Source organism: Prevotella sp. E13-27 (genome assembly GCF_023217965.1).
In the GTDB taxonomy this organism is placed as follows: domain Bacteria; phylum Bacteroidota; class Bacteroidia; order Bacteroidales; family Bacteroidaceae; genus Prevotella.
The window spans coordinates 1,711,221-1,731,355 of the sequence record NZ_JALPSC010000002.1 but is presented as its reverse complement, the minus strand read 5'-3'; the positions used below and the strand labels follow the sequence as shown (position 1 = coordinate 1,731,355).

Sequence of the window (20,135 nt, the reverse complement as noted above, 5' to 3'; positions counted from 1 at the left end):
GATTTTCTTGTTGGGGTACCCGGACAACAAAGCGTTAAATCCTATCGATTTCTATCTAATTCAAATGTTTGTAAATCTCTGAAAATAAACGCGTTATATAATTATATAATTTTAACAATTATCGAACTAATCACGCCAATTTTAAATTATCACGCCAAAAACACGCCAAAAAGTTTGGTTCGGTTCTATCTATTTTGTACCTTTGCAAACGAGTTAAAAAAAACAAATTGTTATGGCACAGATAGAGCTAAGAATATCAAGCAAGGTACAAAAGGAAACTGGGATGTGCGAAGTACTCATCCGCTTCTTCCAAGGTACAAAGTTTAATACAAGGGCAAAAAGCGGTATTTTTGTCTCTCCAGAGTTCTTCGAATATTACATTGACAGAGATAAAACCGAAAAATTAGGAGTGAAGATACCTGGCAACCTGACTACTTCCACTACAGAAAAAGCCGACAAACATCATTACGTCTTACGACAGAGCGGTGTTATTGTTGTAAAACAACGACTTGAAACACCTGAAGTCAGATATCACCGTGAGCAGTCTGCCAAATTGGATGAATTGAAGAAATTTATTATCGAGAAATACGAGGCAAACAGAGATATTCAAATGACGAGTGATTGGCTTCAATTAGTGATAGACAAATTTCATAATCCAGTGAAATATGAGATCAAGCCACAACACAAAGGCTCCTTCTTTGAACTTGTAGAAGAGTATATCGAAAAACGACAGCTTGCCGAGTCGCATGCACGTGTCTATCGTGTATTGTCGAGAGCCATTGCACGTTATCAAGGCTTTGTCAAGGCGACGGATATTGACAGGAGTAATTATGAATTTGATATAGATAAAGTTACTAAAGAGGATATAGAAGATCTTACCTACTATCTTCGTAACGAGAAAAAACTGTCCGACGAATATCCAGAACTGTTTAAGAAGCTCATTAACGAGTATCCTGCTGCCATCAAAAAGGGACACAACTATCTTGAAGAAAGAGGTGATAATACCATTATCAAGATGCGAACCCGCTTAAAATCTCTTTTCTTGTTCTTCTACGAAGAGGGATTAACAACCAACAGGCCATTTGACGGCGTAAAGATAGGTACGGCTAAGGTGGGAACTCCGATTTACATCACAATAGAAGAACGTAATAAGATTGCAGATACGAATCTTGAAGCAATATGGGAGACTATGGATAAGGATTTCAAGAAGAAATGCAAGATGCCCATCCAGACAATCGTAATGTGTAGGGATATATTCGTATTCCACTGTTTCATAGGATGTCGAGTTAGTGACCTTGTTAAGTTAACTCCCCAGCATATCAACAATGGAATTCTTGTATACACCCCACATAAGACAAAAGACGAGGGCGACGAACCCATTCAGGCTCGTGTTCCATTGCACGACAAAGCTAAAGAACTGATAGAGAAATATAAAGGCATGGATAAAAAAGGAAGGCTGTTCCCGTTTATTTCTGCTCAAAAGTATAACGACGCAATTAAGGCAATATTCACCATGTCAGGAATTACACGCAATGTGGAAGTACGCAACACATTGACAGGAGAGAACGAAATCCGCCCTATTAACGAAATTGCAGCAAGCCACCTTGCTCGCCGCACATTCGTTGGCAATGCATACTTTAAAGTTTCCGACCCCAACTTGATTGGTAAGATGTCCGGTCATGTTGATGGTTCCAAGGCATTCAAACGTTATCGTAAAATTGAGGACGAGACACTGAAAAATGTTATTGACATGATTGGATAAGTAGATTTAAGCGTTAACTATTATACAATAAGGTATAGTAATTTGAAGTTTTTGTTGTAACTTTGCACGCAAATGATGACAATAGAAGAAATAAGGGCAGGGAAAGAAGGTCAGACGTTTGACCTGAAAAGCATACAGATAGATCCAAAGGCATTGGCTATCCCTATCGTGGCGATGGCTAATGCCGATGGTGGTATGTTGGCAATTGGCATATCAGACAAGACAAGAAAGATAGAGGGTGTTAACCAACATACTGCTAAGTTGAACGAGCTGCTCCGTGTGCCATTTGATTTCTGCAATCCTACTATTCCTGTAACTTGTCGCTATATGGAATGCACTAACGATGAAGGCAATTCTGATCGTATTCTGCTGATGGATATTCCTGCCAGCCAGTTCCTTCACACAAATCAGGCTGATGAAGCCTATATCCGTGTGGGTGACAAGAGCCGCAAACTGACATTCGAAGAGCGGATGCAACTGATGTACGACAAAGGCGAACGCTCCTACGAAGATACGGCTGTATATGGCGCAACCATTGACGATATCAATATGGATGCCGTTGCTGAATATGCCAAATTGGTAGGTTACAGTAGGTCACCACTTGAATACTTACGAGAGAATAACGGTTTTGTCAAGACTAACAAGAAAGGCGAAGAGGATGTCAGCGTAGCCTGCATTCTGCTTTTCGGAAAGAACCCTCAGAACTTCTTCCCTCGCAGTCGTACCCGTTTCATCCGCTATGAAGGTGTTGACGAGAAAGTTGGCGCAGAGATGAATGTCATCAAGGACGTCATCTTTGAGGGAACCATACTGAATCAAGTTAAGAAGACGATTGAGTTTATCGAGACTCAGGTTCGCGAGCATACATTCCTGGGACAGCATGCTCAATTTGTGACAAAGCGTGACTATCCAGAGTTCGTCATTCAAGAGATGACGGTCAACGCTTGCTGCCACAGAGCCTACAACATTAAGGGTACAGAGATTCAAATCAAAATGTTCGATGACCGGTTAGTATTTGAATCCCCAGGCAAACTCCCCGGACAGGTGAAGCCAAACAACATCAGGCATACCCACTTTTCTCGTAATCCTAAGATTGCTGCATTCCTCAAAGCATATCATTATGTTAAGGAGTTTGGCGAGGGTTTTGATCGTATCTGCCGTGAACAGGAGGCCAATGGTGCAAATGCTCCATCCTTCAGAACAGACGAGTTCATCTTGAAAATTACCGTGCCAAAGGTCACAGAAAACGTGAATGTAAATGTTGCCAAGGTGAATGGAAATGGGCAAAAGGTGGATGAAAAGGTGAATGAAAAGGTGAATGGAAACGATGTAAAGGTAAATGCAAATCGTCAAGGGTTGATAGAAAAGTTGATAGAAAAAGCTATCAGCAATCATGATAAGTTGACAGAAAACCGCATTACCATACTTGAACTAATGATAGACAATCCATATATATCTGTAGTAGAACTTGCAAAAGCTGTTGGAATTAGCGTTAATTCCATTATGCGTAATATAGATTATATGCGCGGCAAATACCTTCGTCGAGTTGGTCCGGATAAAGGCGGTTTTTGGGAGATTATTGAATAGACAAGAAAAAGATTGTAGATGGATAACAAATATACATTTAAAGATTTTCTGGCAGACCTAAAGCAATGGCAGTCAGAGAATTTAGTGGAGTATTATAGATTCCTTGGTCTTTTAGGCCAAGAAGAGTTGCGTATCATGAACGTATTCTTTGCGCTAGTCAAGCAGATGTCGTTCCGAGTCCCCCGTCTGGTTGTAGAAGATGACGTTAGAATTCCACATGAGATGGCAGACATCATCAAACGTTCCCACACCATAGAAAGAATGATCAATGCTATGGGTTACACAGACCCAGAGCCTTTCTTGATGGCTCTGTTCTATTGGATCTACTTTGACCATAGTTATGAATGGATCTATTCAAAGATTAAGAACCCAATTCCTGGCTATAAACTTGGCATTCTCAAACTTCCATTGAATTATATCGCCAACAAATATGTTGTGAAAAAGAGCTTGGAGGCTGGCGTACGCACAAAAGAAGATTGGAATAGGTTTTGGAATCTCAAAACAGAAATGAAGACACTTCCCTACAATGAAGTGTTCGAACTTCTACCCAATGAGGTATTGCTGTTAGAGGACGGAAAAACAGATGATATTGAGAAGCTACCAGAACCTATCACTTTTCCCACAAAGGTATATAAGCCGCTGTCTGAGATTATCAATGTGCCCAACAGGGAAAGCAAGGAAAAGCTCTTGAATAACATCCATGAACTGCTGAAGAAAAAGTCAACAGGCAATGACCTTGTCCTACTACTCATCGTATTAAAGGATATCATTATTGCGCCAGCTACCTCTCCCGTCATAAGTAATAGACTGCAAATGACAGAGTATAGAGAAGCGCTGGCCTTGGAGTTCCCGGATTTGGCTTTTGTAAAGGCAAGAAATATCCAGTATTATTTCCATACGCTATATCACAGAGATGCTAAAGGCAAACTGGTTATTGAGAACTCCTGGTTTACTCAGGAACTAAAGTTTTTTAGGGACGAGTTGCTTAAATAGCATTGCGTTCTTTGCGTTATTTGCGCTTCTGACTGACAGCGCAAACATCTGCATTTAATTCACTTAGACGGTATTTAGAAAATTCGTACTTTTGCCCCCGATTTGAAATGAATCGAATCGGGGACAAGTCGTTTTTATGCGCTCATTCCCCACAAACGAATATAAACTTCTAAATATTATAAGGAATGATTAAACCAAATGCTTTTGCAAAGGATGCCGACCAGGTTGGCTACTTTGAACCAAGTGAAGAAAGTGAGTTGTTTGCAAAGCGACTCGTGTCTGCAATCTCTAAGGGCGGTGACCACATCTCCCTCACCCTAACAGGGAAAGGTGCCATTGCCTTTGCCCGTGAACTCTCTGAGCGACTTCTGGCTGAAAAATCTCAAAAAGCTGAGAGTAATGTTGACAACCAAGAAGAACTGATTCCAAAAAGCGAGGTCATGAAGATGCTGTCGGTAAGTTCTACGACTCTCTGGCTTTGGAACAACAACAAATACCTCCCGCAGATCAATATCGGCCGAAAGGTATTCTATCGCGCAGAGGATATTCAGAAGCTACGCAAAGGAAATACCAATGAAGATTCCGGTAGTAGTATATAAATGTATAGTATAAAATCATAATCTCATGAGTAAAATTATTCTTTTCTCGAATATCAAGGGCGGTGTGGGTAAGACCACGCTATGCGCCCACTTTGCGGAGTACCTTTCTATGAAGGGAGTCCCTGTTGTAGCCGTGGATGCCGATATTCAGGCATCTTTGTCCAGACATCGTGAGCGTGAGGTGGAAGCAGACCCGGGGCAGACTGTGCCCTGGGCCATCACCCGCCTCAATACACTTGATAGTACGATAGTAAAAGCGGCTATGAATGAGTATAAAGAACATGACGGCATTGTATTGACTGACTGCCCTGGCAATCTCAACGACAATAACCTCTCCATCCTCTATTCGATGGCCGACCTTATTGTCATTCCCATGTCCTACGATGTAGATACCATTGATGCGACAGGCATCTTTGTTTCCGTCATCAGCCAGAAGTCATCTGCCCGCTTGGTTTTCCTGCCCAACCGCATCAACACCACAGAAGGCAAGGCACATGAGCGTGAAATGAGAGATGAAACCATCTCTGTTCTTGGCCGGCTTGGAACGGTCACGCCGAGAATCAAGCAGAGCGTGGTCATCAAGCGATACTCCACACTCTACCCTCTTGACAAATACCAGTATGCTGCCGTTGAGCATGCTTTTGACAGAATCATTGAAATCATCAATCAACTATAAGACATGGTACAGAAGAAAGTTATAAACCCGTTGCTTTCAAAGAACGTCAACGGAATCTCTCTTGCGGAGAGTGTCACAAAGATAACAGGTGCAAACGCTGAATCCAATGGTAATGCTGCAGCCTTCCGTAAGGAAAAGTCCGACTGGCATGCCGTTGGTTGGAAGAAGTTCACCGAAGGACTGGAGGACTATACTGGTGTAAAAGGACAAGGTGCTGCTGTATGGCTACCCACAGAGGTTAAGAAACAGATAGAGCAACTTCGTGCTAACTCGGAGCGAAACATCCCTATCCGTGCTCTGGCAGCGGCTATGATAGTAGCCTTCATGGAGGAACACAGGAAGGAACTCAGTAGCCTTTAATCCTTATACCATTATATAATATAAAGTAACGCTTATATAATACAAAAGTGATTTTCTATTATGATTGATAAGAAATACATAGACAAGGTTCTTGACGAGGTTGATCTGGCAGAAGTGGTATCTGACTATGGTGTCAAGCTTCAGCTCAGAGGCCATACCGCAAAAGGATGCTGCCCTTTCCATCAGGAGGACACACCCTCGTTCCACATTGACACGGCCAAGAACCTATACCACTGTTTCGGATGTGGCAAGGGTGGCAACGTCATCAACTTTGTGATGGAACAGGACGGTCTCACTTTTCCCCTTGCTGTCAAGAAACTGCTGAAGGAGAAATTGCATATTGACTTGTCTGAATCAGATCTCCAGTCCACACCCGAAGAGGAAGAGCGATACAAGAAACTGGAGTCCATGCGCATTATCAATGAAAGGCTTTGCGCATTCTTCTGCCAGGAAATAGGGAAGGAAACACCAGATGCCAAGTCAGCAAATGCATATATGCTCAGCAGATGGAACGAAGAGTATTGCAAGGAGAAGCATATCGGCTATGCTCCTGACAATTGGACATCCGTTATCGACTATGCAAAGAAAGAAGGCCTTAGTTTGGAACTGATGCAGGAAATGGGCATTCTGAAACTGAGTGAGAAGACACACTCCGTCTACTGCGTCTATCGTAACCGCATCATGATTCCCATCCGTGACAGATATTCCCATATCGAGGGATTCACGGCAAGGGCGATAGACGACAAGTCGGATTGTAAGTATCTCAATTCTGCCGACAGCGATTTGTATTGCAAGTCCCGTTCCATCTTTGGAATCGACACTGCCATCAAGAAAGCACGGGGAGACAGAAAGCTTTACTTAGTAGAGGGGGCACCTGATGTGATGAAGCTACAGTCAGTTGGTATCTTCAATGCCATAGCCTCCCTTGGTGGCTCATGGACAGTCAATCAGTTCCAGAAACTGAAAGACTATCGTTTACAGGATTGCACGCTCTGCTTTATCCCAGACTCAGATATTCCGAAAGACAAGGAAGAACTCGGTGCAGGCTTTTGTAACGTTATCCATAATGGAGCCCTCGCCATGCACCAAGGCTTCACCGTCAGCGTCAAGGAGATTCCCAATGACCTCAGCGTAGAAAAACCAAAGAAGATAGACCCTGATGAGTTCTTCACTGACAAAGCCGATCTTGCCAAGTTGGAGGAACGCGAGTTCCTATTATGGGCATTTGAGAAACGGTTCAACAAGAACGGTACGACGGAGGAGAAACAGAAAGCCATCGACGAGACTTGTGAATTGCTCCTCTGTATCAAGGACGAAGCCATTCGGGAGCGATACATCACTGCTCTTGCGAGGATTGACGGCAACAAGACCATCTGGCGCCAGGCTCTCAATACCGCTATGAAGAAACGGCAGAAGCAACTCTCCGAGAAGAACAACGAGGGCGACATTGACATGCTCCGTTCTTTTGGCTTTACCGTCCAGCATGGCTGTTATTATGGCTATAACCAGAAGGGAGAGGAGAAGCAATGGTCTAACTTCACTCTGAAGCCCCTGTTCCATGTCAAGGATGATATTCATCCCATCCGCTTGTTCGAGATATGCAACTCCGACGGACAAAAAGAGATTATCGAGCTGAATATGGAGGAATTCACCTCTTCCAAGAAACTGCGTCAGAAACTTGTCGGTATAGGCAACTATACATGGCTGGCAGATGACTCTTCACAAATCCAACTGATGCGCTATCTGGCCAAGGTGTCTGAAACCGCCGTGGAAATCAAACAACTTGGTTGGCAACAGCAGGGCTTTTACTGTTTCTGCAATGGTGCCTTGGAAGATGGTGTCTGGCATCCTGTAGATGACAAGGGCATCGTCAGGCTGGAGAAACACAACTATTATCTTCCCGCCATGTCGCAGATTTACAAGGACTCTACGGAACTGTATTCCAATGAACGCAAATTCCGCCACCAGACCTATTCCAATATCTCCTTACACGACTATTTCACCAAGATTGTCGATGTGTTTGGCGACAATGCGGTTATCAGCCTCTGCTTCTATATGGCTACGCTCTTCAAGGATGTCTATAAGCAGAAGTCACCTTCTTTCCCTATCCTCAACATCTTTGGCCCAAAGGGTTCTGGTAAGACCGAACTGGCTGAGACGATGATGGCTTTCTTCGTCGTGGGTAACGAGCCTCAGAATATTGAGACGGCCACCATTCCCGCACTGGCTGATGCCGTAGCCAGCGTCAGCAATGCCCTTGTCCATATCGACGAATACAAGAACGGTATCGACACCAAGAAGATTGAATGGCTCAAAGACCTCTGGGCATGCATCGGGCGCAGTCGTATGAACATGGACAAGGATAAGAAACGCGAACAGGCCAGGGTGGACTCTGGCATCATCCTCACAGGTCAGGAGATGCCGACTGCCGACATTGCCTTGTTTACGCGACTCATCTTCCTGGCCTACGACCGCGACCACCACAACCAGCAGGAGCGTGAACGCTTTGCTGAGTTGATGCAGCTGCGAATGTATGGTGCTACGCACATCACCATCCAACTCGTGAGTCTGCGCGACAAGTTCACGGAGCGATTCGAACTCGCCTGGGAAAAGGCAAAGACTGATGTCACCTTACATCCCAAGTGGAATCCAGAACTGAAAGACCGTATTGAGAACAACTGGCTTGTCCCCCTATCGGCATACCTTGCCCTACAAGGAAGCATCGAATTCCCGTTCACCTATAACCATCTGCTCGACCTCTGTATGGACGGACTGATCCGGCAAAACAAGCTGTGCAACCGTGCCGACGAGGTGACCAACTTCTGGAGCCTCATTAGCTGTGCGCAGCAAAAGGGCGAACTCATCAACGAGAAGGACTATCTCATCAAGTCGAAGAACCGCCTGAAGACCAACAAGATGAAGGATGGCTATGAGTTTGGCGAGCCTCGTCAGATACTGATGCTCAGAAAGAACACAGCGCTCAACGCCTATCAGAAGATTGGCCGTGAGATGAATATCAGCACCCTGCCCAACGAGTCTATAGAGTACTATCTTCAGATTTCTCCTGAGTTTCTGGGCGTGGCCACCTCTGCCGAGCGGTTCAAACGCATCAACTTCAACGGCCAGCCTGTGCAGAACTATGTGTTGGAGGGTGGAAAGCCCAAGTGCAAGATCATCACCGAGCAGGACCGCCCTCTCTGCTTTTGCTATACCGATGTTTGCGAGCATTACGGCATCAACCTGAGTACATTCCTCAGTGACTCACTTGATGACGAACCCACCGAAACAAAACAAGAAGAACTGCCGTTTTAAGCAATCCTCATGTCGCACTTGTCGCAACTTGCGCACAACTGATTTACAGGCACTTAGCAACCGTACCGCTTGTAGCATCGCCCTCGCATGCTGTCGCACTATAAGCCCAGACATATCGTTCTGTAGCTCTATTGTAGCAGTAATTATGGGTAGATATGATTGATACAACATCTCTTGCTCCCTATTAATCACTGGTTCTGATGATGGCGACAGGTGCGACAACCTGCGACATGCATCCTATCCCCTTCATGTAACCACACAGGCCATCCAGTCTGAATGTCGGCAGTTACTGCTCAGCGTACGCTTCATCCGTGGCAACAAGTCTATGCTTGCTGCCTTGCAGAAAAAGGATTGGCCTACGTTCGCACGCCTCTACAACGGCCCTGCGTATGCTCAGAACCGCTATGACGATAAACTCTCTAAGGCTTATTTCTCATTCTGTAAGTAGTGACTTGCTATTTCAAAAAGGCGCTCTTTGACTTGTTGCAACAATTCTGTCTTCCCTTTCCCTTCCATCCATACAGTTGCGGACAGACCCACAAGAAATTCTTGAAGTTCACGATGGTGACATCATGACAACCGTGACTGTTATGGATGATGAGGGGGACACAGAGGTCAAGAGGTCAAGAAATGCCCCCTTTCATCAATAATTTAGGAGAATTCCTGCGGTAATTTGAATTATTTTTTGTACTTTTACACCCGAATATTCAATGTTAAATACGTATTTATTTATGGCAAGACCAATCAAAGAAACCCCCATCCTCTACGGTGAGGATGCACGACGTTTTGAGGCACGGATGCAGGAGCGGCGGCGTATCTCTATGGAGGAACGTACACGAATCAATGCTGCTTACGAAGCAGTAAAGAGTGTTTGCGACTTTATGTAACCATGAGTTTCGACGAGTTCAGGCAAACATATGCCGTCCTTCGACCTTAACGACTTGGACGAAGACTAATCATTTTACAAGGTACCGAAAACCCCAGCAGAGTAATCCCCATGCCCCGCAGAGAGTTAAATAATGCCAACGCAGTGAAAAGAATGACCGATTTCCTTGGCCATTCCAATAATTTTGCTACTCTCTCTCTCTCTCTCTCTCTCTCTCTCTCTCATATGCGCTAACCGCCAGTCCACCACATTTAATAATATACGCGCCTGTGCGCGTCAATATACGGCTTTCCATGCAAAAAGCAATGGGAAGCCGCTATGTTTTTATGCCATGCCGCTTGCTAAAGCGACCTTTTCTGCAACGCAAATACAATTAAGGAAATGAATCTGCTCGAACATACATCACCACAGTCTATATTGTACTTCATGCTCTACGGCGGAGCGGCGACCCTGTGCGTCGTGCTGTGCCTCTACCTGCTACTGAGCCGTGTGAACGTCATCTCGCCAGGCACCATGCCGCCTGTGCGCCTGCGCCGCTGGGCGGCAGCGTTCTATGCTGCGGGAGCGCTGGGCCATGCGTGGTGGTTCCTCCTCTACCTCTATTTCCGTGACAACCAGTTGATGTATGGCACGGACTATTCCCCGGGCTATGTCATGGGCGAAGTGCTCGACTGCGTGTCGCTGCTCATCACCCTTGCTGGTACGCTGCTCGCCATGCTGCAGGACCGTCGCCGCCCCGTGTGGCCCGTTGCCGTGGCCTCGATTCCCATTGCCGTGCTCGGTGTGTTGCAGATGGCTTTCCCCACCAGACAATTCCTCGTCCCTGCCCTCGTCTATTCACTGGTGGCCTATGTTGCCTTTACCGTATATATGGTGTTCGCCGTCAGGCAATACGGGCGGTGGCTGCTCGACAACTATGCCGACCTGGAGCACAAGGAGGTGTGGCTCAGCCATACGCTTCTGCTGTTGCTTCTGCTGCTCGTCGTGGTCTATGGATTCGCTGCCGACGACCCGTCGTTCTTCCTCATCCGCATTGCCGACTTCGTGCTCTTCGGTCTGCTGTTGTGGCGTGTGGAGACGTTGCCGCAGTTGGAGGAGCAAGAAAACCAGCCCCAACCCCAGCCCCTCCCTGTAGGGATGAGCGTAGTTAGTCCTTCCGCTGAAGAACTGGAGCGTAAAACCACTACTGACGAAACTGAAATTATAGAAGAAAAGTCTATAGCCCCCGCTCCCTCACAGGGCGGGTCTGGTGGCGAGTCTCTCGTCAGCATCGACCTCGACCAAATTGAGCAGTTGCTGAAAAAGCACTGCGCCGACACGCAACTTTACTTGCAGCCCGACCTCACCCTGCCGCAACTGGCATCGGCCATCGGCACAAACCGCTCATATCTGAGCCAGTATTTCTCCCGCCAGAGCATCACCTACAACACCTATATCAACAACCTGCGCATCAACTATTTCGTCAGCCGTTGTCAGGAGGCTGCCAAGGCCGGCCAACCCATCGTCGCCCAGCAACTGGCCGAGGAGAGCGGCTTCAGCACTTACCGCACCTTCAGCCGTGCGTTCATGCTGCGCACAGGCCAGAGCGTCTCGACGTGGATGCGCGAAACGGGGGGGGTAATAATGTAGGTTGAACAACTGCACGGACTGGACAAATTTACAATTTCGACTGGACAAATCGTAAAAAGTGGACAAATCGTAAAAATCTGGTAGACAAATTTACAAAACTTTTCGGGCAGGCGATTTGGGCGCGGGGCGGGTTGAGATTTTTTTGTAACTTCGCGTCCAAATTTGGCAAACAACCTACCGATTTATGTACGAATACGAAGGACTGCAAGACGTGATTTTCATCGCCCTTTACTGCGTGGCGGCGTTCGCTGCGCTGTTGGCCTGTGTGTATCTGCTCTGCCGTCGGGGCAACGCATTCATGCAGGAAAAGGGGCCGGAGAGTGTGAAGACGATTGAGACTCCGAACGGGCCGCTGCGCTTGGGCTCCGGGGTCAGGTCGAGCCTCAGGCTCAGACGGTGGACGGCGGCACTGATGGCGGCCATCGTGGGCAGCCACGTGTGGTGGTACGCCCTCGGCCAGATATGGCTGACCGATGACAGACTGGTGCGCAATATCATAGCCATCGCGCTCGACCACGTGACGCTCGTGCCGCTCACGATGGCGGTGCTGCTCGCTATGCTGCAAGACCGGCGCCGACCACTTTGGCCGTGGCTCGTGGCCGAGGTGTCGGCGGTGGTGGTGACAGCTGTGATGGGCATCGCCGGGCGCGACGAGTTCTGGGGCTACGACGTACTGGGCTACTGCCAGTTGGCCCTCATCGCTGGCTTCATCATCTATTACGCCCTGGCGCTGCGGCACTATGGCCGCTGGCTGCGCGACAACTACGCCAACCTGGAACATAAGGAGGTGTGGCAAAGCCTCGTCTTCGCCGTCGGCCTCTTCGTGGTCTACGAGGTTTACACCAGCAACGGCGGCGAACTTTTGCGCGAGTATCTGTCGCAGATTGTCACGCTTGTCATCGTCGGCTTCCTCCTATGGCGCGTGGAGACGCTACAGGAACTGAAGGACGAAGCGTAAGGAATCAACGGAAACCAGTCTGACACATTATATTATTAACAATTTCAATTCAAAACAACAATACGAATGATGAAACATTTATCTATTTCAATCCTCATGCTGCTGGCGATGCTGGCCGCAGGGGTGCAGACTGCCTCGGCACAAGACAGTTCTCAGCGCGACTACGAGCGTGGCTGGTACGCAGGGCTGAGCGGCGGCACCTCCTTCGGTCAGGCCACCTTCCGCAGCATCACCGAGAGCAAGACCCATGTCGGTGCTCAGTTCGGTGTCTTCGGCGGCTATCAGTTCAGCCGCTTGTTATCAGTTGAAGCCCTCGCCACGATGGGCGGACAGAAGCAGACGTCGCTCGACTGCGATCCATTCTGGCTCGCTACCGACGGCGAGTACACCTTTGCGCCCGTCCTTGGCAAGCAGGGCAACTACTATCGCGACCTCGAAGCCAAGACCCAGTGGATGCGCTTCGGGCTGCAGGCCAACTTCGACGTACTGTCGCTGCTGACCAAGCCGACGACACGCTGGTCTGTCACACTCTCCCCTCAAGTCTCAGCCGTCACCACACGCACCAAGCATCTCGCCACGGGCTACGAGCAGGAGTTCGACCGCCAGTGGCACCTCGGTCTGGGCGGTCAGGCTGCCGTGGGCTACCGAGTGGCCAAGAACGTTGGCCTGCAACTCTACGGCGGCATCACCTGCCTGACGGGCGACCGCTTCGACAACATTCCTAAGTATGAGCACAAGAGCAACCTCATCTACGAGGCTGGCCTGAAAGTGTCGTACCACTTTGGTAAGAGAGTGGCCCCCCATACTGCCCCCGAGGGGGCTTCTATAGTGGAGCCGCAGCCCATTGTGGAAGAACCGCAGCCCGTGGTTCAGGAGAAGCCTGTGGTGGAAGAGAAGCCTGCTCCTGTTGTGGAGAAGCCGCAGCCCGCAGTAGAGACCGCTGCCGTGGCGGAGAAGAAGCCTGAGGCTGTAACTGCCAACCTGCCCGTCATCTACTTCGCCAACAACAGCAGCCGTCTCTCTGCCGACGAGGCAGCGAAGCTCGATGCCGTAGCCGACATGATGAAGGCGCAGCCCGACGTATCGCTGAGCATCATCGGCCACGCCTCCAACATCGGCAGCAAGCAGTACAACCGCAAGCTCTCGCAGCGTCGCGCCAACAGCGTGAAGCGTCAGCTTGTGGCTAAAGGCATCAGCGCCGCCCGTCTGAAGCCCGTAAGGGGCAAGGGCATCGACCGCAAGGCCTCGACCAGCAAGGATGCTCGCCGCGTAGAACTGATTATCAACGACAAGAAATAAGTGATGCGTATGAAAATGAAAACTATATTTATGGCGCTGACAGCCATGATGCTGCTCACCGCCTGCTATCACGACAAGCATGAGTTTACTCCCAACGAGTTCGATGGCAAGCCCGTAGGCTATGTCGCTCCGCAACTCTTGTGGGAAGACGAGGCCGATGCCGCTGCCATTGGCTCCGTCAACGCCCTCTCGTTCCAGGTGCAGGGTGCTAACGGCGTGAGCCAAGCCCGCTCGTTCTCCTCGATTGAGGAGAGTGCCGACTGGCTGCAGCAGTTGCCCGCCGGCGAGTACGACATCCTCGTCACTGCCGACATGGACGAGCCATCCGGCTATGTCCTCACCGCCACGGGCGCACCCAGCGAGAACATGCTCGTGTCCACCAGCGTCTCGCTGAAAGCCCCCGCCTCGTCGCCCCGCCAGTCGTGGTATGCCGTGACCCACGTCACCATCCGCGAGGACGAGATTACCGTGGCCGAATTCAAACTCCAGCGCCTGCTGCCCACGCTCACCATCAACGTGACGGGCGTGCCTGCCGGTACGAAGGTTGCAGTGGCCGTAGAGCAGGTGACCGAGAGTGTCCTGCTCACTGAGAAGGATGCCAATGGGCGCTATGGTGTCATCCAGCAGGCTGAGACCAAGGCCGACTTCGGTCTGCTCACGCCTGCTGCCGACGAAGCCACCACGCTCCGTCTGGACGGCAAGCGTCTGATGCCCACCGCCGCTGGCGAGAGCCGTTCGCTGCTGCGCATCACCACCACCGAGGCCGACGGCAATGTGCTCGTCTCTACCGCCGACTGTCCCCGCATGGAATTGGGCCGTTACTACACGCTCGATTTCCAGTATGCCGCCCTCGCTCCCTACATGCGCTTCGAGGCCATGACCATCAGCGACTGGCAGGAGGGCTGGACCATCAGCGGTGAAATTCTGAATCCCACCAATAAATAATAAACAATGTATCACAATAAAAACAACAACAAGATGAAAAAACTCAGATTCATCCCCCTGGCTGCCCTCGGTCTATTGACCGCAGCGTGCAGCAGCGATGATGCGACTTCTGCCCAGCAGCAAGCCGCCAAGAACATCACCATCGAGGCGAGCATCGGCCAGATGACCCGCGCCACGACGACGGGCAATACCACTGTGTTCGATGCTGGCGATGGTGTTAGCATCTACGCCTGGACGGGCTCGGCCACGGCCGTTGCTGCCGACAAAGTGGTCAACGGCGTAGTAAACACCCTCGGTGCCGACGGCACGTGGACGCCCGCCACGCCCATGCTCTGGGCCGACATGGTGACACCCCATTACTTCCTCGGTATCTATCCGGCACGCACGGTGACCGACTTCACGGCCGACCCCTACACTGTGGATAACACCGACTATGAGCAGAGCGACCTGCTCGTGGCCCGCCAAACGAGCGGACTCACTGCCACGCAGAACCCCGTCTCGCTGACCTTCGACCACGCCATGGCGAAGCTCTACGTCAACATGAACTTCCGTAACCAGTGGGACGCTGCCCCCGAGGTGACTTCCTGCGAGGCTACGGCAGCCAAGACCTGCACCATCGACTATCTGGCTAAGACCTACGCTGCCGGTGAGCAGGACGCTGTCGCCCTCACTGCCAAGGATGCTGCCGAGGGCTATGCCCGCAGTTTCAGCGGCCTGATGATTCCGCAGACGGGCTTCCGCACCGTCACGCTCACCATCGGTGGCCAAGCCTACGTCTATACCCACGCTGAGGACATCCCCCTCGAGGCCGGCAAATATACCATCGTCAACCTCATCGTTGGCCGCAACAAGATTGAGCTCGGCGAGGTGAGCATCAACGACTGGACCGAAGGCTCTACCATCAGCGGTGGTCAGGCATTGCAGTAACATTTTATTTCATTATTTATAATCAAATCAAATTAAAGTATTATGAGATTCAAAAACATTTTCTTCGCAGCCGCAGCAGCCATGGCGCTGACGGCATGCTCCAGCGACGACGAGCAGAGCTTCGTCTCGCAGTTTCCCGAGGACGGCGTGATGCGCTTCACCACCAACCTCGTTGACCCCACGGCCGTAACCACCCGCGCCAGCATCACCGGCAGCGACGTGAACCAGAACGGTCAGCAGTTCCAGGTGAAGATTGTCAACCCCACATCGGCTCAGTACAGCTACTTCAATACCGTACAGTACGACGGCACTGAGTGGAGGCCCGTGAACCGTATGCTCTGGCAGAACGACCAGCAGAGAATCGACGTGACCGCTGCTTACAAGCAGGGCAAGACATTCAGCGACTATGAATTCATCGTCGGTGCCAACCTCACCGTGGCTGCCGACCAGAGCACCGAGGCAAAGGTGAAGCAGGAGGACCTGCTGACCATGCCCACCAAGACCATCAGCAATCCCTCGCAGGAGCAGACGCTGATGCAGAACGGCAAGCTGGTCATCAACTTCTACCACGCCCTGACCAAACTCGACGTGACGCTCGACTTGGCCAACGAGTTCTACAAGAATGACCCGAAGCTGAACAATGCCTCGGACATTACCGAGTTCACCATCAGCGGCACCAACGCCGGCTACCAGTTCAAGGCCATGGAGACTGCCAATGAGAACTACGGCACCGTGACCTTCACCGCTTCGACCCCTGCCGACATCCTCGCTAACCAGTGCGCCTTTACCGCTGCCACCGATGCCGACATGCACAGCCATGCCACCTACGAGGCCATTGTAGTGCCGCAGCAGATTGCCGCCGGTGCCCTGACCGTCTCGTTCAAGATTGGCACGCGCTCCTTCTCATGGACCAACACCGAGGCCATCACCCTGGAGCAGGGCAAGCACTACACGCTGCCCCTCACCGTAGGCTATGACACCGTGACCGCTCCCGCCCGCGCCTTCAGCGTCAGCTCATGGGAAGACCAGCCCGGCGACAACCTCGGCACAGAGTAATTAACTACCTTTATTAATACTAAAATAGCATAAGAATATGAAAGCAACAAAATATCTTTCCATGGCAGCCCTCGCCCTCATGGGCACCCTCGCCAGCTGCCAGAGCGACGACGACTTCACCGTCGCCCGTCCCGCCAATGCCGTGGGCATCAACGTCTCAGTAGGCTCGCTGCAGACCACCCGTAGCAACGCCGTTGCCACCGACGACACGCAGCGCCAGTTCAACCAAGGCGACCAAATCAGCGTCAGCACCAACGACCAAGAGGCCGTCCTCTTCCAGTGCACGTCGACCGAGAACCAGACATGGACTGAGGCAGTGACCAACAAGTTCCTCCTCTGGACACAGAAAACGCTCACCTTCTCGGCTTACTATCCTGCAACCACCGGCACGTCGATGACCACCTTCACCGTGCCCACCGACCAGAGTAGCGTGGAGAAAATTGCCCTCGCCGACTACATGACCCGCCAGCAGGTGATCTCCCGTCCCGAGGGCGGCAGCGACATCCAGATGCAGCTGGAGCGCAAGATGGCCCGCGTCATCATCCGCATCAGCGGCTTCGGCAGCCAGTACGATGACGACGAGAAGACTGTCAGCAACGTAAGCATCTACAGCGAAGCCAGCGGCATTGCCGACGGCAACCCCACGGGCAGCAGCACCGAAATCCAGCCATACGCACAGGGCAACGGTGGTCAAGGCTCTACCTACACCGCCCTCGTAGTGCCTGGCTATGGTGACAGCGGCGCCCGCTTCATCAAGCTGACCGACGGCGAATACAACACCCTCCTCGTGAAGGGCATCCCCGAACTGGAGGCAGGCAACAGCTACACCTTCAACCTCGTAGTGGGTAAGAACAAGATTGAAGTGGCAAGCGTCACCGTACAGGACTGGACCACCGGCGAGACACTCAATGGAGGACAGGCAGAGGAGGAATTAGCTGTCCCCGTCACCGCCATCACGCTCAACAAGACCGAGACGGAAATCAAGGTCGGCTCAACCGAAACCCTCAGCGTGACCGCAGTGGCTCCCGACAACGCCACGGACAAGACCTACACATGGAAGACGAGTGACGCATCGAAAGCCACCGTTGACCAAGACGGCAAGGTGACAGCCGTAGCCGAAGGCACCGTCACTATCTATGCCGAGGCTAACGACGGTAGCGGTGTTAAGGGCAACTGCACCGTCACCGTGACCCCCGCCACCATCACCGTCACCATCAACCAGAGCGATTGGGGGAGTGATTGGAATCCTAGTTTCACAAAAGACGGTGTCACCGTCTCAGCAGGCATGATTGACCCTCATGACGGCAACCTCATGGACGGCGGAACATTCTCTACCACCCTCGGCAACTTCACAAAGATTGTTGTGACGACCACCGATTGCAATGTTTCCGGCACGGGCTGGAGCGGTGGCGGCTCATCAAAGACCTGGGCGGGCACTCCTGCCTCCACAGTCTCTTTCAGCGGCGATTTTATGGGCATGGGCATGACCCAAACCACCATCGTCTGCACCATCGTGCCGAAGAATTGAGAATAGACCTTGCTCACACAGACACATAAGGGATGGTTCTTATTGTGCACTTTAACGCATAGGACCAGTAACGATGTGCTCTAAATAGCGCAAGGAGGACGGCACCGAAAGCCACGGCGGACGGCTCCGCCCTCCTTTTTATCTACAGAAGGAAATAGCGTTCTTTGAACCTATGTACAAACACAACTTGCAAGCACAATTATTTCCTGACGAAATTGTTCTTTCAGGAAATAAGGGCAATGACTCAAAGTGATGTGGGAGTAACCCCTACATCCAGTGTCTACTGCAAGTACGGCCAAGCCGTCCGAGAGCTTCTTCATGAGTACTCTCGGGCGGCTTTTCCGTATCTTTACGTCATTGCTGCTTTGCCTTGATGAACACTCCTTCCATACGCTGACGGTAGTCACCAGTGGCATAGAGCGGATTCTTCCCGATGTAGTAGCAGTTACCTTCAAAGCCGTCAACAGCATCCAGATTAACAATCTCCGACCTGTTGATGCGCACGAAATTCGGATGCTCTGTCAGCATCTCTTCAATCCGCCACAGCCGATGGTTTACCATCAGGCTTCTCTCATCAGTAAGGAACATGACACTCCCATTCTCGAAGGCTCTCACCCACAGAATCTCGTCATACCTCACCTTCTCCCACTTCTCATCGGTCTTCACGAAGAAGCCATCTTCCACAACATAAGGACCTTGGCTACTGACTTCAACCCCTTCAGGTCATCTTTTATCGTTAAGGCGTGCTATATGTCGGGAAAATTTTGTAACTTTGCAGCCGAAATGCTTTAAGCAACGCTAATTTTGGCAAACATGGATCTGACAAGCCATACCCGCAAAAGACTATGCTTTTCATCACCCACCGAAAGGCTGTCAGTGAGTTATGCGAAGAAGTTGTTAGCCTCTAAATGATATCGTCTTTTACGCAACTGTGAAAAAAGAATCTCATAATAGGCTAACTGTATTAAACTGAACTTTAACTAACTGAAAATCAGCAAATAAAAACACATTCTCAGCTAAGAAATAGTGATCCAATTTCTTGGCAATATGATTTATTCTCCCTACCTTTGTGCTGTCGGAGGTGTCGAAACGTGACGTAAGTTAGCAAGAGGTTTTTTCGTGATACGAAAAACTCTTGAACACTTGGCGACAAGTGTTGATGGCTGAGTACTCGCTGGCTCGCACCTCTTATGTTGAACATTAATCGTTTTTAATTATGCAGGATAGCACCAACGAAAAGAGAATTATGAGGCGCAGGGGAAGACCGCGCAAGTCAGAAATGGAGAATTCGACGGTTAGGAAGCCGAGGGCTTTGAGACTGTCGGACAAGGAAGAGAAGTACATTGCGAACAATGCAAGGAAGTGCCGGATGAACTTTAGTGAGTATTGCCGGAAGGTTCTGATGAACTACAAACCAAGTGTGCCTGACACATTGTTCCGGGACGAGCTGTTTGCTGCCCGTAAGGACATCGTGAATTTTATCAACAACATCAAGGGACTCAAAATGGGGAGTGAGGAACGGAAGGAGTTTCTCAGGTCGATGCCCGTGATTCAGCAATGGTGGAAGAGACTGTTCCCGATGATTGAGTTTCTCGACAAAAAGATAGAAAGGGGGTAA

18 protein-coding genes are annotated in these 20,135 nt (G+C 50.2%); 17 read left to right on the top strand and 1 reads right to left on the bottom strand.

All coding sequences use genetic code 11. The features are described from left to right. Positions 1 to 232 precede the first annotated feature (232 nt). The 16 genes from M1L52_RS16320 to M1L52_RS16245 all read left to right on the top strand — a co-directional run bounded on the left by M1L52_RS16320 (position 233) and on the right by M1L52_RS16245 (position 18,517). Positions 233 to 1,762 (top strand): site-specific integrase, encoded by a 1,530-nt coding sequence (locus tag M1L52_RS16320; RefSeq protein ID WP_248616066.1) that lies wholly within the window; start codon positions 233 to 235, stop codon positions 1,760 to 1,762. 75 nt (positions 1,763 to 1,837) lie between these two features. Continuing rightward, the gene (locus M1L52_RS16315) at positions 1,838 to 3,349 is read left to right on the top strand and encodes an ATP-binding protein (RefSeq protein WP_248616105.1); all 1,512 of its coding nucleotides are present in this window, start codon (positions 1,838 to 1,840) and stop codon (positions 3,347 to 3,349) included. Between the two features lie 18 nt (positions 3,350 to 3,367). Beyond that, positions 3,368 to 4,342, top strand: coding sequence for a DUF6043 family protein (locus M1L52_RS16310; protein WP_248616065.1), 975 nt, complete (start codon positions 3,368 to 3,370; stop codon positions 4,340 to 4,342). A gap of 185 nt (positions 4,343 to 4,527) precedes the next feature. Continuing rightward, positions 4,528 to 4,941, top strand: a complete 414-nt coding sequence (locus tag M1L52_RS16305; protein ID WP_073046681.1) for a helix-turn-helix transcriptional regulator — start codon at positions 4,528 to 4,530, stop codon at positions 4,939 to 4,941. Between the two features lie 25 nt (positions 4,942 to 4,966). Beyond that, the gene (locus M1L52_RS16300; RefSeq protein ID WP_248616064.1) at positions 4,967 to 5,617 is read left to right on the top strand and encodes a ParA family protein; all 651 of its coding nucleotides are present in this window, start codon (positions 4,967 to 4,969) and stop codon (positions 5,615 to 5,617) included. Between the two features lie 3 nt (positions 5,618 to 5,620). Beyond that, complete coding sequence (locus tag M1L52_RS16295) at positions 5,621 to 5,977, top strand: hypothetical protein (RefSeq protein WP_248616063.1); 357 nt, start codon at positions 5,621 to 5,623, stop codon at positions 5,975 to 5,977. 60 nt (positions 5,978 to 6,037) lie between these two features. Further along, a complete protein-coding gene (locus M1L52_RS16290) occupies positions 6,038 to 9,289 on the top strand; it encodes a DNA primase (RefSeq protein ID WP_248616062.1) in 3,252 nt (1,083 codons plus the stop codon). Positions 9,290 to 9,458: 169 nt separating this feature from the next. Beyond that, positions 9,459 to 9,737: an N-acetylmuramidase domain-containing protein gene (locus tag M1L52_RS16440; protein WP_317231503.1), complete on the top strand. Its 279-nt coding sequence runs from the start codon at positions 9,459 to 9,461 to the stop codon at positions 9,735 to 9,737. Positions 9,738 to 10,020: 283 nt separating this feature from the next. After that, positions 10,021 to 10,176 carry a hypothetical protein gene (locus M1L52_RS16280; protein WP_248616061.1) on the top strand — a complete coding sequence of 52 codons (156 nt, stop codon included), beginning with the start codon at positions 10,021 to 10,023 and terminating at the stop codon, positions 10,174 to 10,176. 380 nt (positions 10,177 to 10,556) lie between these two features. After that, the gene (locus M1L52_RS16275; protein WP_248616060.1) at positions 10,557 to 11,804 is read left to right on the top strand and encodes a helix-turn-helix domain-containing protein; all 1,248 of its coding nucleotides are present in this window, start codon (positions 10,557 to 10,559) and stop codon (positions 11,802 to 11,804) included. A gap of 184 nt (positions 11,805 to 11,988) precedes the next feature. After that, complete coding sequence (locus tag M1L52_RS16270) at positions 11,989 to 12,762, top strand: hypothetical protein (protein WP_248616059.1); 774 nt, start codon at positions 11,989 to 11,991, stop codon at positions 12,760 to 12,762. Between the two features lie 108 nt (positions 12,763 to 12,870). Then, a complete protein-coding gene (locus tag M1L52_RS16265; RefSeq protein WP_248616058.1) occupies positions 12,871 to 14,061 on the top strand; it encodes an OmpA family protein in 1,191 nt (396 codons plus the stop codon). A 3-nt stretch (positions 14,062 to 14,064) separates the two neighbouring features. Continuing rightward, the gene (locus tag M1L52_RS16260) at positions 14,065 to 15,006 is read left to right on the top strand and encodes a FimB/Mfa2 family fimbrial subunit (RefSeq protein WP_317231499.1); all 942 of its coding nucleotides are present in this window, start codon (positions 14,065 to 14,067) and stop codon (positions 15,004 to 15,006) included. A gap of 162 nt (positions 15,007 to 15,168) precedes the next feature. Further along, positions 15,169 to 15,933, top strand: coding sequence for a fimbrillin family protein (locus M1L52_RS16255; RefSeq protein WP_248616057.1), 765 nt, complete (start codon positions 15,169 to 15,171; stop codon positions 15,931 to 15,933). Between the two features lie 42 nt (positions 15,934 to 15,975). Beyond that, positions 15,976 to 16,989, top strand: a complete 1,014-nt coding sequence (locus M1L52_RS16250; RefSeq protein WP_248616056.1) for a fimbrillin family protein — start codon at positions 15,976 to 15,978, stop codon at positions 16,987 to 16,989. A gap of 37 nt (positions 16,990 to 17,026) precedes the next feature. Next, entirely contained in the window at positions 17,027 to 18,517 is a 1,491-nt protein-coding gene (locus M1L52_RS16245) for a fimbrillin family protein (RefSeq protein ID WP_248616055.1), read from the top strand. Between the two features lie 354 nt (positions 18,518 to 18,871). Here the strand turns inward: M1L52_RS16245 and M1L52_RS16240 are convergent, their stop codons facing one another. After that, complete coding sequence (locus M1L52_RS16240) at positions 18,872 to 19,201, bottom strand: LytR/AlgR family response regulator transcription factor (protein WP_248616054.1); 330 nt, start codon at positions 19,199 to 19,201, stop codon at positions 18,872 to 18,874. 595 nt (positions 19,202 to 19,796) lie between these two features. Here M1L52_RS16240 and M1L52_RS16235 point away from each other — a divergent pair. Continuing rightward, positions 19,797 to 20,135: a plasmid mobilization protein gene (locus M1L52_RS16235; RefSeq protein ID WP_248616053.1), complete on the top strand. Its 339-nt coding sequence runs from the start codon at positions 19,797 to 19,799 to the stop codon at positions 20,133 to 20,135.

What these genes read in the sequence shown, in the direction of transcription:
- M1L52_RS16320 (WP_248616066.1), top strand. Translation starts at nt 233, where the DNA reads ATGGCACAGATAGAGCTAAGAATATCAAGCAAGGTACAAAAGGAAACT.
- M1L52_RS16270 (WP_248616059.1), top strand. Translation starts at nt 11,989, where the DNA reads ATGTACGAATACGAAGGACTGCAAGACGTGATTTTCATCGCCCTTTAC.
- M1L52_RS16275 (WP_248616060.1), top strand. Translation starts at nt 10,557, where the DNA reads ATGAATCTGCTCGAACATACATCACCACAGTCTATATTGTACTTCATG.
- M1L52_RS16295 (WP_248616063.1), top strand. Translation starts at nt 5,621, where the DNA reads ATGGTACAGAAGAAAGTTATAAACCCGTTGCTTTCAAAGAACGTCAAC.
- M1L52_RS16305 (WP_073046681.1), top strand. Translation starts at nt 4,528, where the DNA reads ATGATTAAACCAAATGCTTTTGCAAAGGATGCCGACCAGGTTGGCTAC.
- M1L52_RS16300 (WP_248616064.1), top strand. Translation starts at nt 4,967, where the DNA reads ATGAGTAAAATTATTCTTTTCTCGAATATCAAGGGCGGTGTGGGTAAG.
- M1L52_RS16310 (WP_248616065.1), top strand. Translation starts at nt 3,368, where the DNA reads ATGGATAACAAATATACATTTAAAGATTTTCTGGCAGACCTAAAGCAA.
- M1L52_RS16260 (WP_317231499.1), top strand. Translation starts at nt 14,065, where the DNA reads ATGCGTATGAAAATGAAAACTATATTTATGGCGCTGACAGCCATGATG.
- M1L52_RS16315 (WP_248616105.1), top strand. Translation starts at nt 1,838, where the DNA reads ATGACAATAGAAGAAATAAGGGCAGGGAAAGAAGGTCAGACGTTTGAC.
- M1L52_RS16250 (WP_248616056.1), top strand. Translation starts at nt 15,976, where the DNA reads ATGAGATTCAAAAACATTTTCTTCGCAGCCGCAGCAGCCATGGCGCTG.
- M1L52_RS16255 (WP_248616057.1), top strand. Translation starts at nt 15,169, where the DNA reads ATGACCCGCGCCACGACGACGGGCAATACCACTGTGTTCGATGCTGGC.
- M1L52_RS16280 (WP_248616061.1), top strand. Translation starts at nt 10,021, where the DNA reads ATGGCAAGACCAATCAAAGAAACCCCCATCCTCTACGGTGAGGATGCA.
- M1L52_RS16265 (WP_248616058.1), top strand. Translation starts at nt 12,871, where the DNA reads ATGCTGGCCGCAGGGGTGCAGACTGCCTCGGCACAAGACAGTTCTCAG.
- M1L52_RS16245 (WP_248616055.1), top strand. Translation starts at nt 17,027, where the DNA reads ATGAAAGCAACAAAATATCTTTCCATGGCAGCCCTCGCCCTCATGGGC.
- M1L52_RS16235 (WP_248616053.1), top strand. Translation starts at nt 19,797, where the DNA reads ATGGAGAATTCGACGGTTAGGAAGCCGAGGGCTTTGAGACTGTCGGAC.
- M1L52_RS16290 (WP_248616062.1), top strand. Translation starts at nt 6,038, where the DNA reads ATGATTGATAAGAAATACATAGACAAGGTTCTTGACGAGGTTGATCTG.